Origin of the sequence: Comamonas granuli NBRC 101663 (assembly GCF_000739995.1) — a bacterium.
GTDB classification, from domain to species: Bacteria; Pseudomonadota; Gammaproteobacteria; order Burkholderiales; family Burkholderiaceae_C; genus Simplicispira; species Simplicispira granuli.
Window position 1 is genome coordinate 410,708 of record NZ_BBJX01000005.1, and the last position, 16,081, is coordinate 426,788.

The 16,081-nt window shown below is 67.5% G+C and carries 13 protein-coding genes; 7 read left to right on the forward strand and 6 right to left on the reverse strand.

Annotated elements, in window-relative coordinates:
• Positions 1-48: 48 nt before the first annotated feature.
• The 4 genes from odhB to zapE all read left to right on the forward strand — a co-directional run bounded on the left by odhB (position 49) and on the right by zapE (position 4,351).
• A complete protein-coding gene (gene odhB, locus CGR01S_RS07415) occupies positions 49-1,299 on the forward strand; it encodes a 2-oxoglutarate dehydrogenase complex dihydrolipoyllysine-residue succinyltransferase (RefSeq protein ID WP_042424474.1) in 1,251 nt (416 codons plus the stop codon).
• A gap of 7 nt (positions 1,300-1,306) precedes the next feature.
• On the forward strand, positions 1,307-1,624 hold the full coding sequence (locus CGR01S_RS07420) for a DMT family transporter (RefSeq protein WP_042424478.1): 318 nt from the start codon (positions 1,307-1,309) through the stop codon (positions 1,622-1,624).
• 27 nt (positions 1,625-1,651) lie between these two features.
• On the forward strand, positions 1,652-3,091 hold the full coding sequence (gene lpdA / locus CGR01S_RS07425; RefSeq protein WP_042424481.1) for a dihydrolipoyl dehydrogenase: 1,440 nt from the start codon (positions 1,652-1,654) through the stop codon (positions 3,089-3,091).
• Between the two features lie 162 nt (positions 3,092-3,253).
• Positions 3,254-4,351: a cell division protein ZapE gene (zapE, locus tag CGR01S_RS07430; protein WP_042424484.1), complete on the forward strand. Its 1,098-nt coding sequence runs from the start codon at positions 3,254-3,256 to the stop codon at positions 4,349-4,351.
• Here the strand turns inward: zapE and CGR01S_RS16665 are convergent.
• From CGR01S_RS16665 to CGR01S_RS07440, 3 genes are all read right to left on the reverse strand, one after another.
• Positions 4,234-4,920, reverse strand: a complete 687-nt coding sequence (locus CGR01S_RS16665) for a hypothetical protein (protein ID WP_156967521.1) — start codon at positions 4,918-4,920, stop codon at positions 4,234-4,236. The two genes, zapE and CGR01S_RS16665, sit on opposite strands and share 118 nt — an antisense overlap.
• 48 nt (positions 4,921-4,968) lie before the next feature.
• Positions 4,969-5,781, reverse strand: coding sequence for a PP2C family protein-serine/threonine phosphatase (locus CGR01S_RS07435; protein ID WP_042424487.1), 813 nt, complete (start codon positions 5,779-5,781; stop codon positions 4,969-4,971).
• A 145-nt stretch (positions 5,782-5,926) separates the two neighbouring features.
• Positions 5,927-6,724: an outer membrane protein assembly factor BamD gene (locus tag CGR01S_RS07440; RefSeq protein ID WP_042424490.1), complete on the reverse strand. Its 798-nt coding sequence runs from the start codon at positions 6,722-6,724 to the stop codon at positions 5,927-5,929.
• Between the two features lie 155 nt (positions 6,725-6,879).
• Between CGR01S_RS07440 and dnaE the strand changes: the two genes are divergently transcribed.
• From dnaE to clpA, 3 genes are all read left to right on the forward strand, one after another.
• Complete coding sequence (gene dnaE / locus CGR01S_RS07445; protein WP_042424493.1) at positions 6,880-10,416, forward strand: DNA polymerase III subunit alpha; 3,537 nt, start codon at positions 6,880-6,882, stop codon at positions 10,414-10,416.
• Positions 10,417-10,481: 65 nt separating this feature from the next.
• On the forward strand, positions 10,482-10,850 hold the full coding sequence (gene clpS, locus CGR01S_RS07450; protein WP_042424496.1) for an ATP-dependent Clp protease adapter ClpS: 369 nt from the start codon (positions 10,482-10,484) through the stop codon (positions 10,848-10,850).
• A gap of 61 nt (positions 10,851-10,911) precedes the next feature.
• Positions 10,912-13,263: an ATP-dependent Clp protease ATP-binding subunit ClpA gene (gene clpA, locus CGR01S_RS07455; RefSeq protein WP_042424498.1), complete on the forward strand. Its 2,352-nt coding sequence runs from the start codon at positions 10,912-10,914 to the stop codon at positions 13,261-13,263.
• 190 nt (positions 13,264-13,453) lie between these two features.
• Here the strand turns inward: clpA and mmsB are convergent, their stop codons facing one another.
• The 3 genes from mmsB to CGR01S_RS07470 form a co-directional block, all read right to left on the reverse strand.
• A complete protein-coding gene (gene mmsB, locus CGR01S_RS07460) occupies positions 13,454-14,341 on the reverse strand; it encodes a 3-hydroxyisobutyrate dehydrogenase (protein ID WP_042424501.1) in 888 nt (295 codons plus the stop codon).
• 107 nt (positions 14,342-14,448) lie between these two features.
• Positions 14,449-14,841: a TfoX/Sxy family protein gene (locus tag CGR01S_RS07465; protein ID WP_042424504.1), complete on the reverse strand. Its 393-nt coding sequence runs from the start codon at positions 14,839-14,841 to the stop codon at positions 14,449-14,451.
• A 10-nt stretch (positions 14,842-14,851) separates the two neighbouring features.
• Positions 14,852-16,018, reverse strand: coding sequence for an acyl-CoA dehydrogenase family protein (locus tag CGR01S_RS07470; protein ID WP_042424506.1), 1,167 nt, complete (start codon positions 16,016-16,018; stop codon positions 14,852-14,854).
• Between the last annotated feature and the right edge of the window lie 63 nt (positions 16,019-16,081).

Consider the following 16,081-nt stretch of genomic DNA (forward strand, 5'->3'; position numbering starts at 1 on the left):
CTGAACCCACGCTCTCAGTACAAAACATCGCATTGGAAAGAATTCAAAATGGCAATCGTTGAAGTCAAGGTCCCCCAACTGTCCGAATCCGTGGCCGAAGCCACCCTGCTGCAATGGAAGAAGAAGCCCGGCGAAGCCGTCGCCGCCGATGAGATCCTCATCGAAATCGAGACCGACAAGGTCGTGCTCGAGGTGCCCGCGCCCGCCGCAGGCGTGCTGACCGAGCTGGTGGTGGGCGATGGCGGCACGGTCGTGTCCGATCAGCTCATCGCCAAGATCGACACCGCCGCCGTGGCCGGTGTGCCGGCCCCGGCGGCCGCCGCGCCCGCCCCCGCACCTGCAGCCGCCCCGGCCGCGCCGGCTGCCACGGGTGGCAGCAAGGGCGGTGTGGCCATGCCGGCCGCCGCCAAGCTGCTGGCCGACAACCAGCTGTCCGTCTCGGCCGTGGCCGGCACGGGCAAGGACGGCCGCGTGACCAAGGGCGACGTGCTCGCCGCCGTGGCCGGGGGCGCCAAGCCCGCTGCCGCCGCCATTCCCACGGGCGTGCCCACCAAGGCGCTGCCCCAGGTGGCCGCCTCCGCCGCCCCTGAGCTGGGCGAGCGCCCTGAGCAGCGCGTGCCCATGAGCCGCCTGCGTGCCCGCGTGGCCGAGCGCCTGCTGCAGTCGCAGGCCACCAACGCCATTCTGACCACGTTCAACGAGGTCAACATGGCGCCCGTCATGGAGATGCGCAAGAAGTTCCAGGAGAAGTTCGAGAAGGAGCACGGCGTCAAGCTAGGCTTCATGAGCTTCTTCGTCAAGGCCGCCGTGCACGCCCTCAAGAAGTACCCCGTGCTCAACGCCTCGGTCGATGGCAACGACATCGTCTACCACGGCTACTTCGACATCGGCATCGCCGTGGGCTCGCCGCGCGGCCTGGTGGTGCCCATCCTGCGCAATGCCGACCAGATGGGCTTTGCCGACATCGAGAAGAAGATCGCCGAATTCGGCCAGAAGGCCAAGGACGGCAAGCTGGGCATCGAGGAGATGACCGGCGGCACCTTCTCCATCTCCAACGGCGGCGTGTTCGGCTCCATGCTGTCCACGCCTATCATCAACCCGCCGCAGTCGGCCATCCTGGGCGTGCACGCCACCAAGGACCGCGCCGTGGTGGAGAACGGCCAGATCGTCATCCGCCCGATGAACTACCTGGCCATGAGCTACGACCACCGCATCATCGACGGCCGCGAGGCCGTGCTGGGCCTGGTGGCCATGAAGGAGGCGCTGGAGGACCCGTCGCGTCTGCTGTTCGACATCTGAGAGCGCGATGGCCTGGGTGTACCTGCTGCTCGCGGGCGTGTTCGAGATCGGCTGGCCCCTGGGCTTCAAGCTGTCCCAACAGCCCGAATACCGCGTGAGCGGCATTGCCGGCGCCATCGTGTCCATGGGCATCAGCGGCTGGCTGCTGTGGATGGCGCAGCGGGAGATCCCGATCGGCACCGCCTATGCGGTGTGGACCGGGATCGGCGGCGCCGGCACGTTTTTGATCGGGGTGCTGTTCTTCGGCGATGCCGCCACGCTGACCAGGTTTCTGGGCGTGGCCATGATCGTCGGCGGGGTCATCACCCTCAAGCTTGCGCACTGAAAGCGGTGCGCACAGGAGAGTAAAGCAATGAGCAAACAATTCGACGTCATCGTCATCGGTGGCGGCCCTGGCGGCTACATCGGCGCCATCCGCGCCGCGCAACTGGGCTTCAACGTGGCCTGCATCGACGAGTGGAAAAACGACAAGGGCGGCCCCGCCCCCGGCGGCACCTGCACCAACGTGGGCTGCATCCCCTCCAAGGCGCTGCTGCAGTCGTCCGAGCATTTCGAGCACGCCCACAAGCATTTCGCCGAGCACGGCATCAGCACCGGCAAAGTGACGATGGACGTGGCCAAGATGGTCGGCCGCAAGGATGCGGTCGTGAAGCAGAACAACGACGGCATCCTGTACCTGTTCAAGAAGAACAAGGTCAGCTTCTTCCATGGCCGTGGTTCCTTCGTCAAGGCGGTCGAGGGCGGCTACGAGATCAAGGTGGCCGGCGCGGCGGAAGAGACCCTGGTGGGCAAGCAGGTCATCGTCGCCACGGGTTCCAACGCCCGCGCGCTGCCCGGCGTGGCGTTCGATGAGGAGAACATCCTGTCGAACGACGGCGCGCTGCGCATCGGCGCCGTACCGAAGAAGCTCGGCGTGATCGGCTCGGGCGTGATCGGCCTGGAAATGGGCTCGGTCTGGCGCCGCCTGGGCGCCGACGTGACGGTGCTCGAAGGCCTGCCCACGTTCCTGGGCGCGGTCGATGAGCAGATCGCCAAGGAAGCCAAGAAGGCCTTCGACAAGCAGGGCCTGAAGATCGAGCTGGGTGTGAAGATCGGCGAGATCAAGACCGGCAAGAAGGGCAAGGAGTCCAAGGTCAGCGTGGCCTACACCAACGCCAAGGGCGAGGCCCAGGCGCTGGAGGTGGACAAGCTCATCGTCTCCATCGGCCGCGTGCCCAACACCATCGGCCTGAACGCCGAAGCCGTGGGCCTGCAGCTCGACGAGCGCGGTGCCATCGTGGTGGACGGCGATTGCAGGACCAACCTGCCCGGCGTCTGGGCCGTGGGCGACGTGGTGCGCGGCCCCATGCTGGCGCACAAGGCCGAGGAAGAGGGCGTGGCCGTGGCCGAGCGCATTGCCGGCCAGCACGGGCATGTGAACTTCAACACCATCCCCTGGGTGATCTACACCAGCCCCGAGATCGCCTGGGTGGGCCGCACGGAGCAGCAGCTGAAAGAGCAAGGCGTGAAGTACAAGGCCGGCACGTTCCCGTTCCTGGCCAACGGCCGCGCGCGCGCGCTGGGCGACACGACCGGCATGGTCAAGTTCCTGGCCGATGCCGCGACCGACGAGATCCTGGGCGTGCACATCGTCGGCCCCATGGCCAGCGAACTGATCGCCGAAGCCGTGGTGGCCATGGAGTTCAAGGCCAGCGCCGAGGACATCGCGCGCATCTGCCGTGCCCACCCGTCCTTGAGCGAAGCCACCAAGGAAGCGGCGCTGGCCGTGGACAAGCGCACGCTCAACTTCTGAGGATTTGCAGCAAAATTGGCTTCCAGCGCTTGCCAGATAAGCGCTGGAAGCTATTTTTTTGATAGCGAATGCATTTCCCTCCAAGAAAATATGCATGAAATATGCCTCCAGCGCTTATCCAGCAAGCGCGAGAAGCTCTATTTTTGATAGCGAGGAACGCCGGTGAACGTCAGGCAGGCCTACGAGGCGGAGCTCGCCGCCAAGGGCTTTGAGAGCGACCCCGCGCAATTGCGCGCCGTGGCGGCCCTGGAGCGCTGCGCCCAGGAGTGGGGCGCGTACAAGCAGCGCCGCTCCAACGCCCTCAAGAAGCTCATCAACCGTCCCCAGATTCCCCGCGGCGTCTACATGTACGGCGGCGTGGGGCGGGGCAAGAGCTTCCTCATGGACTGCTTCTTCCACGCCGTGCCCATCAAGCGCAAGGTGCGCCTGCATTTCCATGAGTTCATGCGCGAGGTGCACCGCGAACTCGCTGCCCTGCAGGGCACGCAGAACCCGCTGGACGTGCTGGGCGAGCGCATGGCCAAGCGCTACAAGCTGATCTGCTTCGACGAGTTCCACGTCGCGGACATCACCGACGCCATGATCCTGCACCGCCTGCTGGTGGCGCTGTTCGACAACGGCGTGGGCTTCGTCACCACCTCCAACTTCAAGCCCGACGAGCTCTACCCCGGCGGCCTGCACCGCGACCGCATCCTGCCCGCCATTGCGCTGCTCAATGAGCGCATGGACGTAGTCAACGTGGACAACGGCACCGACTACCGCCGCCGCACGCTGGAGAACGCCCGGCTCTACCACTGCCCGCTGGGCCCCGAGGCCGACGCCGCCCTGGCCGCCATGTTCGACCAGTTGGCCGAGGTGCGCGACGAGGAGCCCGTGCTGCACATCGAGGCGCGCGAGATCCGCGCCCTGCGCAAGGCCGGGGGGGTGGTGTGGTTTGACTTCCGCGAACTGTGCATGGGCCCGCGCTCGCAGAACGACTACCTGGAGATCGCCAGCCAGTTCCACACCGTGCTGCTCTCGGGCGTGCCCTACATGCCGGTCAACCTGGCCTCGCCGGCGCGGCGCTTCACCTGGCTGGTGGACGTGCTGTACGACCGGCGCGTCAAGCTCATCGTCTCGGCCGCCGTGCCGCCCGAAGAACTCTATACCGAGGGGCCGCTGGCGCACGAGTTTCCGCGCACGGTCTCGCGCCTGAACGAGATGCAGTCCAAGGAATACCTGCAGCTCGAGCGGCGCACGGTCGATACGGGGCTGACATGACCGCGCCGCGCCGCCCGTTCGTCTGGCTGGGCCTGCTGCTGCTCTGGCCCGCCCTGCAGGCCGCCGCCCAGCAAGGGGCGGACGCGGCGCCGGAGCGCGCCGCCGAGCGGGCGCGCATCAGCCGCGAGCGTGCGGCCATCGTGCAGCAGCAGGCACAGGACGAGGCGCAGTGCCAGCAGCGCTTTGCCGTCGAGGACTGCCTGCGCCGCGTGCGCCGTCAGGCGCATGGCCAGCTCGACGCGCTGCGCCGGCAGGAGGAGCAGCTCAACCAGGCAGAGCGCCAGGAGCGCGCCCGCCAGCGCCAGCAATCCATCAACGAGCGCGAACAGCAGCGCGCCAGCCGTGCGGCGGCGGCGCCGCACCCGCAGCCCGCCGCCCGCGAAAAGCAGCCCCGGCGGGCCGCCGAACCGCACCGGCCGCAGCGCGCGGCCGAGCAGGCGCAGCGCCAGCAGCAATTGCGCGAGCAGGCAGAGCAGAACCGGCGCCGCCAGGCGGAAAAGCAGGAGGCGGCGCGCAAGCGCCTGCAGGAGTACGAGGCGCGCAAGGCACGCGACGCGGCCCGTGGGCATCCGCCGGCAGCGCCGCTGCCAGCCGGCTCCCTGAAGCGCCCGCGCGGCTCAGGCCGCCGCAGGCGGGCGGGGAAACAGCGGCGGGGCAGGGGTCTTGGTCTCTTCCACCAGCGCTTCGATCTTCACGATGACCAGCGAGAGGTTGTCGCCCGTGCCGCGGGCGCGCATGCGCGCCTTCTCGATCAGGAACTCCGTGGCCTCGCGCGGGGACAGCGACTCCACCACCGAGGCGAGCTCCGTCGGCGAGAAGTAGTGCCACACGCCGTCGCTGCAGGCCAGCAGCACGTCGCCGGGCATCAGCTGGTGGATCATGTGCGTCGTGATGGGCGGGTCGCTCTCGGTGCCCAGGCAGCCCACCAGGATGTTGGAGTGCGGGTGGTTGTTGGCCTCGGCCTCGGTGATTTCGCCGCGATCGACCAGGGCCTGCACATAGGAATGGTCGCTGGTGCGGTACATCATGCGGCCGTTCTGGAAGTGGTAGATGCGTGAATCCCCCGCGTGCACCCAGTGGCAGTCGCCGCGCGGGTTGATGAGGTAGGCGGCAATCGTGCTGTGGGGCTCCTGCTCCGAGGTGATGGCCGTGAGCCGGATGACGATGTGCGCCTCCTGCACCAGGTTCTTGAGCATGGCCACCGGGTCGTCGGTCTCGGGCGAATAGCGCTCGAACAGCTGGCGCGCGGTCAGCATCACCTGGTCGGACGCCTTGCGCCCGCCGCTGCGCCCGCCCATGCCGTCGGCCAGCACCGCCAGCACGCAGCCGTTGTAGCGGGGGTGCGACAGCAGCAGCACCTGGTCCTGCTGGTACTCCCGGTCACCCTTGTGGATGCCGGTGGATGCGCTGAGACGAATCGGTCTGGACATGGCGTGGATTGTGTCTGGAGGAAATGCCGCGCGCCCCGGCACGGGGCGCCCTGGCGCCCCCATTATCGGGCGTGGTGTCGCATTTGTGCCAAGCCTGGCTGCCGCCCTGGCGCCTGGCGGGCCCACCTGGCGGTGCGGCGGCCGCTTACCAGAACTTCCACCAGGGGTTGCTGGGGCCCTTGAAGCCCTGCGTCAGGAACGGGCTCCGGGGGTAGTTCTTTTCGAGCACGCGGCGCGCATCGTCGCGCAACTGCACCAGGCCCAGCGCGTCGTAGGACTGCACCAGGATGTACAGCGCCTCCTCCTGCGCGGGCACGGCGTCGTAGTCCGAGAGGGCCAGTTGCGCGCGGTTGATGGCCGCCACGTAGGCGCCGCGCTGGAAGTAGTAGCGCGCCACGTGTACTTCGTACTGCGCGAGCGAATTGACGATGTAGGTCATGCGCTGGCGCGCGTCCTGGGCGTAGCGCGACTCGGGAAAGCGTGCGGCGAGCTCGCGGAACGCCTCGAACGAGTCCTTGGCCGCCTTCTGGTCGCGCTCGGACAGGTCCTGGCGCGACACCCAGGAGAACAGGCCCAGGTTGTCATTGAAGTTGACCAGGCCCTTGAGGTACAGCGCGTAGTCGATGGCCGGGCTGGTGGGGTGCAGCTTCATGAAGCGCTCCAGCGTGGCCAGCGCCTGGGCCTTTTCGCCGCCCTTGTACTGCGCGTAGGCCTTGTCGAGCTGCGCCTGCTGCGCCAGGGGCGTGCCCGCCGCACGGCCTTCGAGCTTTTCGAGCAGGGGCACGGCGGCGTCGTAGCCGCCGCTGTTGAGCTCGTCGCGCGCCTCGGAGTAGATGCGGTCCGTGGTCCAGCCGGTGGTCTTGTCCTCGGGGGTGCTGGAGCAGCCCGCGGCCAGGGCGGCAGCCAGCAGGGCCGGGAGAAGGAGGGGACGGACACGCAGCATGGACAAGGGCTTTCTGGCGGTAAGAGGCTGGGGCTGCGGCGGGGCCGGGGCCGGCCTGCGGGCACGCATTGCCACCGGATTGTAGCGACGGCTTTCCCACCTGCGCGGCCGGCCTGTGCGGGCGCCGTGGCGTGCCGGGTTTCTACAATGCAGGCATGTTTGTCCATCTGCGCCTGCACACCGAATTTTCCGTCGTGGACGGAACCAACCGCATCGACGACGTGGTGGCCAGCGCAGCCGCCGACGGCCAGCCGGCGCTGGCCATCACCGACCTCAACAACCTGTTTGGCGCCATCAAGTTCTACAAGGCGGCGCGCGGCAAGGGCGTCAAGCCCGTGCTGGGCGCCGAGATCATGCTGGAGGCCGAGGCCGGGCATGCGCCCGCGCGCATGCTGCTGCTGGTGCAAAGCCGCCAGGGCTATCTGCATTTGTCCGAACTGCTGGCGCGGGCCTGGACGGGCAATGCCGCCAAGGGCCAGGCGCTGTGCTCCTGGGCCTGGCTGCAGGAGCTGGGCGAGGGCCTGATCGCGCTCTCGGGTGCGCAGGCCGGGCCGGTGGGCCAGGCGCTGCTGCGCGGCGATGAGGCCGGCGCCACGGACCTGGCCCTGCGCCTGGCCGGGCTGTTTCCGCACCGCTTCTACATCGAGGTGCAGCGCGCCGGCCGCCCCGAGGACGAAGCCCATGTGGCGGCGGCCGTGCCGCTGGCCGCGCGCCTGAGGCTCCCGGTGGTGGCCACGCACCCCGTGCAGTTCGCCACCGAAGACGATTACGAGGCCCACGAGGCGCGCGTGTGCATTGCCGAGGGCGAAATCCTGGCCAATCCGCGGCGTGTGCGCCGCTTCACGCGCGAGCAGTACTTCAAGACCGCGGCCCAGATGCAGCAGCTCTTTGCCGACCTGCCCTCGGCCCTGGCCAATACGGTGGAGATCGCCAAGCGCTGCAACCTCACCCTGGTGCTGGGCAAGCCGCAGTTGCCCGACTTCCCCACGCCCGGGGGCATGCCCATAGAGGAATACTTCCGCCTGGCCTCGTTCGAGGGGCTGGAGCAGCGGCTTGCGCACCTGTACCCCGACCCCCAGGAACGCGAGCGCCAGCGCCCGCGCTATGTGGAGCGGCTGGAGTTCGAGCTGGGCACCATCCTCAAGATGGGTTTCCCCGGCTACTTCCTCATCGTGGGCGACTTCATCCAGTGGGCCAAGGCCAACGGCTGCCCCGTGGGGCCGGGCCGGGGCTCGGGCGCGGGCTCGCTGGTGGCCTATGCGCTCAAGATCACCGACCTGGACCCGCTGCAGTACAACCTGCTGTTCGAGCGCTTCCTGAACCCGGAGCGGGTGTCCATGCCCGACTTCGACATCGACTTCTGCCAGGCCAACCGCGACCGCGTGATCGACTACGTGAAGGAAAAATACGGCAAGGACGCCGTGAGCCAGATCGCCACCTTCGGCACCATGGCGGCCAAGGCGGCCATCCGCGACGTGGGCCGCGTCATGGACATGAGCTACACCTTCTGCGACGGCATTTCAAAATTAGTGCCGGGCAAGCCGGGCCAGACCTACACCCTGGCCTACCCGCCCGAGCAGAAGAAGGAAGGCGACAAGAACAACTACGCCCTGGAGCTCGAACCGCAGCTGTACGAGCGCGTGCGCAAGGAAGAAGACGTGCGCACCATCATCGAGATGGCGCAAAAGCTCGAAGGCATGACGCGCAACATCGGCATGCACGCCGGGGGCGTGCTGATCGCGCCGGGCAAGCTGACCGACTTCTGCCCCCTGTACCAGCAGCCCGGCAGCGAATCGGCCGTGAGCCAGTACGACAAGGACGACGTGGAGGCCATCGGCCTGGTGAAGTTCGACTTCCTGGGCCTGGCCACGCTCACCATCCTGGAGATCGCCAAGGAGTTCATCGTCCGGAGGCACAAGGGCCAGGAGAATTTTGCCTTCGAGAACATCGCGCTGGACGACGGCCCCACCTACCGCCTGTTCTCCGAGGGCAAGACCGAGGCCGTGTTCCAGTTTGAAAGCCGCGGCATGCAGGGCATGCTGAAGGAGGCCAAGCCCAGCCGCCTGGAAGACCTGATCGCCCTGAACGCGCTGTACCGCCCGGGGCCCATGGACCTGATCCCGAGCTTCGTGAACCGCAAGCACGGCAAGGAAGTGGTGGAGTACCCGCACCCCCTGGTCGAGCCGGTGCTCGCCGAGACCTACGGCATCATGGTCTACCAGGAGCAGGTGATGCAGACGGCGCAGGTGCTGGGCGGCTACAGCCTGGGCGGCGCCGACATGCTGCGCCGGGCCATGGGCAAGAAAAAGCCCGAGGAAATGGCCCAGCACCGCGACCTCTTCCGCAAGGGCGCGGCCGAGAAGGGCATCAGCCAGGAGAAGGCCGACGAGGTCTTCGACCTGATGGAGAAGTTCGCGGGCTACGGCTTCAACAAGTCGCACGCCGCCGCCTACTCGCTGCTGGCCTACCACACGGCCTGGCTCAAGGTGCACTACACGGCCGAGTTCTTCTGCGCCAACATGACGGTGGAGATGGACGACACCGACAAGCTCAAGGTGTTGCACGAGGACGCCACGCGGCAGTTCGGCATGCAGTTCGAGCCGCCGGACATCAACCGTGGCCAGTACCGCTTCGAGCCGGTGAGCGACACCGTGATCCGCTACGGCCTGGGCGCTATCAAGGGCACGGGCCAGCAGGCCATCGAGGCCATCGTCGCCGCGCGCGAGGGACGCGGCGAAGGCCCGCGCGGGCATGAGAAAGGCCCCTTCACCAGCCTGTTCGACTTTTGCGTGCGCGTGGACCGCGGGCGCATCAACAAGCGCACGGTCGATGCACTCATCAAGGCCGGCGCCTTCGACAGCCTGCACCGCAACCGCGCGGCGCTGTCGGCCTCCATCGACCGCGCCTTCGACTTTGCCGCGGCGCAGCTCGCCAACGCCAACCAGGGCGGCCTGTTCGACATGATGGGCGACGACGCCCACGGCTCCAGCACCCAGGAGCCCGAGCTGGCCGACGTGCCGCCCTGGGGCGTGCGCGAGCAGCTCGTGCAGGAGAAGACCGCCCTGGGCTTCTACCTCTCGGGGCATTTGTTCGACGAAGGGGCGCGCGAGATCGCGGGCTTCGTGCGCACGCGCATCGCCGACCTGGTGGACACGCGCGAGACGCAGACCGTCGCCGGCATCGTGTCCGACTTCCGTGTCGTCACCGGCCAGCGCGGGCGCCAGGGCATCTTCGTGCTCGAAGACGGCGCCGCGCGCGTCGAGGCCTCGGCCAGCGAGTCCGTCGTCCAGACCTACCGCGAGCTGCTCAAGGACGACGAGCTGGTCATCGTCAGCGGCCGCCTGCAGCCCGGGCGCAACGGCTTCGAGGCGCGCTTCATCGTCCAGCAGGTGCACGACCTGGCCGGCGCGCGCTGCCGTTTCGGCCGCTACCTGCATGTGGCGGCGGGCCTGCCGCCGCCGGAAGTCGGGCGGCTGCTGCGCGAGTTCCCGGCGCGCACCGAATCCACCGAGCACGGCGACCTGCTGCAGGGCCTGCGCGTGCGCCTGTCGGTGCGCTGCACGCAGGGCGGCGAGGGCGCTGCGGCCGAACTGCAACTTGGCGACGCTTTTCGCGTCTACCCCAGTGATGCGGCCCTGGCCGCATGGCGCGCGCAGGCCGCGGGCGGCGCCGTCGCCGTGGTGTATGACTGAGCCCTTGAAATGGCCCTGAATGGTCAAACATCTCGACTCTGCAACTGTCGAAGCTGCTCGCTAGAATGAAATCCATGGCTACCCAACCCCCTGCAGTACCCCCAGGCCCGATCGTGCACCGGCCCACGCCGGAAGGCGACGGCACGGTCGTGCTCGAACGGGTGCCGCAGAAAATCAAGCCCCCGCAGATGTACCAGGTGCTGATGCTCAACGACGACTACACCCCCATGGAGTTCGTCGTGGTCGTGCTGCAGGAGTTTTTCCACAAGGACCGCGAAACCGCCACCCAGATCATGCTCAAGATCCACCTGGACGGCAAAGGCGTGTGCGGCGTGTACCCGCACGACATTGCCAATACCAAGGTCCAACTGGTGCTGGATGCGGCCCGCCAGGCGGGCCACCCCCTGCAATGCGTGTGTGAGCCGGTTGAATAAAGGCCACACCGCCCTGAAGTAGTCCCCTATCCCTGACCTGCAAGCACAAAGGAGTTCTCACATGATTGCCCAGGAACTGGAAGTCAGCTTGCACATGGCCTTCGTCGAGGCCCGCCAGCAGCGCCACGAGTTCATTACCGTGGAGCATCTGTTGCTTGCATTGCTCGATAACCCCAGCGCTGCCGAAGTGCTGCGCGCTTGCGCGGCCCACATCGAGGATTTGCGCACCTCGCTCACCCATTTCATCAAGGACAACACCCCCCAGGTGGCCGGCACCGATGAAGTGGACACCCAGCCGACACTGGGTTTCCAGCGCGTCATCCAGCGCGCCATCATGCACGTGCAGTCCACCGGCAACGGCAAGAAGGAGGTGACCGGCGCCAACGTGCTCGTCGCCATCTTCGGCGAGAAGGACTCGCACGCCGTCTACTACCTGCACCAGCAGGGCGTCACGCGCCTGGACGTGGTCAATTTCATTGCCCACGGCATCAAGAAGGGCGAACCCCAGGAGCCCGCCAAGCCCGAAAGCCCGCCCGAGGGCGAGGAGGGGGCGCAAAGCGCCGAGCGCAGCGAGAAGGCCTCGCCGCTGGAGCAGTACACGCAAAACCTCAACCAGGCCGCCAAGGAAGGCAAGATCGACCCGCTGATCGGGCGCGACTACGAGGTCGAGCGCACCATCCAGATCCTGTGCCGCCGGCGCAAGAACAACCCGCTGCTGGTGGGCGAGGCCGGCGTGGGCAAGACGGCGATTGCCGAGGGCCTGGCCTGGCGCATCACCGAAGGCACGGTGCCCGAGGTGCTGCAGGAGGCGACCGTCTACGCCCTGGACATGGGTGCCCTGCTCGCAGGCACCAAGTACCGCGGCGACTTCGAGCAGCGCCTCAAGGGCGTGCTCAAGAACCTCAAGGACAAGCCCAACGCCATCCTGTTCATCGACGAGATCCACACCCTCATCGGTGCGGGGGCGGCCTCGGGCGGCACGCTGGACGCGAGTAACCTGCTCAAGCCGGCGCTCTCGTCCGGCCAGCTCAAGTGCATCGGCGCGACCACCTTCACCGAGTACCGCGGCATCTTCGAGAAGGACGCGGCCCTGTCGCGGCGCTTCCAGAAGGTGGACGTGGTCGAGCCCACGGTGGCCGAGACCATTGAAATCCTCAAGGGCCTGAAGTCGCGCTTCGAGGAGCACCACAGCGTCAAGTACGCTGCGGCCGCCCTGCAGGCTGCCGCCGAGCTGTCGGCCAAGTACATCAACGACCGCCACCTGCCCGACAAGGCCATCGACGTGATCGACGAGGCCGGTGCGGCGCAGCGCATCCTGGTGCCCAGCAAGCGCAAGAAGACCATCGGCAAGACGGAAATCGAAGAAATCGTGGCAAAAATTGCCCGCATTCCGCCTGCCAACGTCAGCAACGACGACCGCGGCAAGCTGCAGACGCTGGAGCGCGACTTGAAGAGCGTGGTCTTTGGCCAGGACAAGGCACTGGAAGTGCTGGCCTCCAGCGTGAAGATGGCGCGTTCGGGCCTGGGCAAGGGCGACAAGCCGATCGGCTCCTTCCTGTTCAGCGGCCCCACGGGCGTAGGCAAGACGGAGGCGGCCAAGCAGCTCGCCTACATCATGGGCGTGGACCTGATCCGCTTCGACATGTCGGAGTACATGGAGCGCCATGCCGTGAGCCGCCTGATCGGCGCGCCCCCGGGCTACGTGGGCTTCGACCAGGGCGGCCTGCTGACCGAGGCCATCACCAAGAAGCCGCACGCCGTGCTGCTGCTCGACGAAATCGAGAAGGCGCACCCGGACATCTTCAACGTGCTGCTGCAGGTCATGGACCACGGCACGCTGACGGACAACAACGGGCGCAAGGCCGACTTCCGCAACGTCATCATCATCATGACGACGAACGCGGGCGCCGAGACCATGAACAAGGCGGCCATCGGCTTCACCAACCCGCGCCAGGCGGGCGACGAGATGGGCGACATCAAGCGCCTGTTCACGCCCGAGTTCCGCAACCGGCTGGACGCCATCGTGAGCTTCAAGCCGCTGGATGAGCAGATCATCCTGCGCGTGGTGGACAAGTTCCTGCTGCAACTGGAGACGCAACTGGCCGAGAAGAAGGTCGAGGTCACCTTCACCGACGCGCTGCGCAAGCACCTGGCGAAAAAGGGCTTCGACCCCCTCATGGGCGCGCGCCCCATGCAGCGCCTGATCCAGGACACCATCCGCAAGGCCCTGGCCGACGAACTGCTGTTCGGCCGCCTGCAGGACGGCGGCCGCCTGACGGTGGACATCGAGCACGGCACGGACGACAAGGGCCAGGAAACCTCCGAGGTGCGCCTGGACATCCAGCCCCTGCCGAAGAAGGAGCGCGCCGCGCGCTCCGAGCCTGCCGAGCCTGAGGAAGCCACGGCCGACTGAAGGCGCCCCCGGCCCGCCCGACCGCGCGGCGGCCCTCACGGCCGCCGCAGGGCTCCTACCATACGACTGGGCCTGCCTGTAACGGCAGGCCCAGTCGTTTTTGCACCTGCAAAAGCCGTGCGGTCCTGATGTCCGGGCGGAGTGCGCGCGCCGGCCCTGGGCCGTGCCGGCCTGCGCGCAGCGCCGTGGCTCAGGCCTTCTTCTGCACCATCTTGATCACGCTCGAAAAGTCCTCGCCGCCATGCCCCGCGATGCTGTGCGCCGCGTAGAGGGCGCGGGCCAGGCCGCCCAGGGGGGTGCTGGCCTTGGTGGCCATGGCGTTTTCCTGGGCCAGGCCCAGGTCCTTGAGCATGAGGTCGGTGCCAAAGCCGCCGGCGTAGCCCTTGCTGGCGGGGGCGTTCTCGTGCACGCCAGGGAAGGGGTTGTACTTCTCCAGCGCCCAGTTGCCGCCCGAGCTGCGGCGCATGATTTCGCTCAGCACCTTGGGGTCCAGGCCGTTGGCCACGCCCAGGGCGATGGCCTCGCTGGTGCCGATCATCAGGATGCCCAGAAGCATGTTGTTGCAGATCTTGGCCGTCTGGCCCGCGCCCACGGCTCCGGCGTGGAAGATGTTGGCGCCCATCTTTTCCAGCAGGGGGCGGGCGCGCTCCAATTGGGCGGTGCTGCCGCCGACCATGAAGGTCAGCGTGCCGGCGATGGCGCCGCCGGTGCCGCCGGAGACGGGCGCGTCGATGAAGTCGATGCCCAGGCTTTCAGCGGCCTTGGCGACCTTCTGGCTGGTGGCGGCGGCGATGGTCGAGCTGTCGATCACCAGCGTGCCCTTGGCAATGCTGGCCAGCAGGTTGCCGTTGCCCAGGAACAGGCCTTCCACGTGCTGGCTGGCGGGCAGCATGGTGATGACGGCTTCGGCGCCTTGCACGGCGTCCTGCGCGCTGGTGGCCACGCTCAGGCCTTCGGCCTTGACCTTGGCGAGCGCATCCTGGCTCAGGTCGAAGGCCTTGACGCTGTGGCCCGCCTTGTGCAGGTTGATGGCCATGGGGCCGCCCATGTTGCCGAGGCCGATGAATGCGATTTGCATGGTGTTGTCTCCTGGTCGGTGGGGAAGGATGGGATGAGAGATGCTATTGTTTTAGGAGCTATTAGCGCTTGCTGCATAAGCGCTAGAAGCTAAAAATGCTTGAAATGTCATGCCATGGTCCCTTGGCGCGCCTTGGCACGCCGGGGCGAGGCCTTGGCCTGCGGGTTGTAGGCGAGGGCGGTTTGCACCCAGTGCTGCCACTGGGGCCGGGTGGCGTAGCCTGCGGGCTCCACCCAGAAGTAGCCGGGCATGCCGCCGCGCGGGTCCAGCTCGCGCACGCCGGGCGTTTCGGCTGTGGCGGCGTGCTCCAGCGGCGGCAGGCGCACCAGCAGGTCTTCGCCCTTGACGGCCAGGCACAGCTTGCTGTCCACCATGAAGGCGTGGCAGCCAAACAGTTTGCGTTCGTCCACCGTGGCGTCCGCGCCCAGGTGCTCGGCCAGCGCGTCCCGCACCGCGGCGATGAGGTGCAGGGTTTCGTCGGCCAGGGGGCGGGCGGGCATGGCGGGGGGGCTAGCGGATCACATCCGGCGCGTCGCCGTCGAGCATGCGCCGGGCGATGATGACGCGCATGATCTCGTTCGTGCCTTCCAGGATCTGGTGCACGCGCGCGTCGCGCATCAGGCGCTCCAGCGGGTATTCGCGGATGTAGCCGTAGCCGCCGTGCAGTTGCAGCGCCTCGTTGCAGACGTTGAAGCCCGCGTCGGTGGCAAAGCGCTTGGCCATGGCGCAGTAGGTGCTGGCGTTGGCGTCGCCCGCATCAAGCTTGCTGGCGGCCAGGCGCACCATCTGGCGCGCGGCCACCAGCTCCGTGGCCATGTCGGCCAGCTTGAACTGCAGCGCCTGGAAGCTGGCGATGGGCTTGCCGAACTGCTTGCGGTCCTGCATGTACTGCTGCGCCTGCTTGAGCGCGCCTTGCGCCGCGCCCACCGAGCAGGTGGCGATGTTGATGCGCCCGCCGTCCAGGCCCTTCATGGCGATCTTGAAGCCCTCGCCCTCGCGGCCCAGCAGGTGGTTGGCGGGGATGCGCACGTTGTCGAAGCTGATCTGGCGCGTGGGCTGGCTGTTCCAGCCCATCTTTTCTTCCTTCTTGCCGTAGCTGATGCCCGGCGTGTGGGCCGGAACGGCGAAGGCCGAGATGCCCGCAGCGCCCGAACTCGCGTCGCCCGTGCGGGCCATGAGCACCAGCACGTCGGTGCTGCCCGCGCCGGAGATGAAGGCCTTGGAGCCGTTGATGACGTATTCGGCGCCCACCAGTTCGGCGCGCGTTTTGAGCGAGGCGGCGTCCGAGCCCGCGCCGGGTTCGGTCAGGCAGTAGGAGGCCAGCTTTTCACCGCTGGTCAGCAGCGGACCCCAGTGGTCGCGCACCTCGGGCTGGGCCCAGGTGCCGAGCATCCAGGTCGCCATGTTGTGGATGGTGATGAAGGCGGTGGTGGAGGGGTCCACGGCCGCCATTTCCTCGAACACCAGCGTGGCGTCGAGCCGGGGCAAGGCCAGGCCGCCCGCGGCCTCGGGGGCGTACAGGCCGCAAAAGCCCAGTTCGCCGGCCTTGGCAATGGCCTCGCGCGGGAAGATGCCCTCGGCGTCCCAGTGCGCGGCGTGCGGGGCCAACTCGGCCAGGGCGAATTGGCGCGCGGTGTCGGCAAAGGCGCGCTGGTCTTCGGTCAGTTCAAAGTCCATGCGGGTGTCTCTTGCTCTTTTTTTGATAGCTGCCAGCGCTTTACCGTAAAGCGCTGGAGGCCT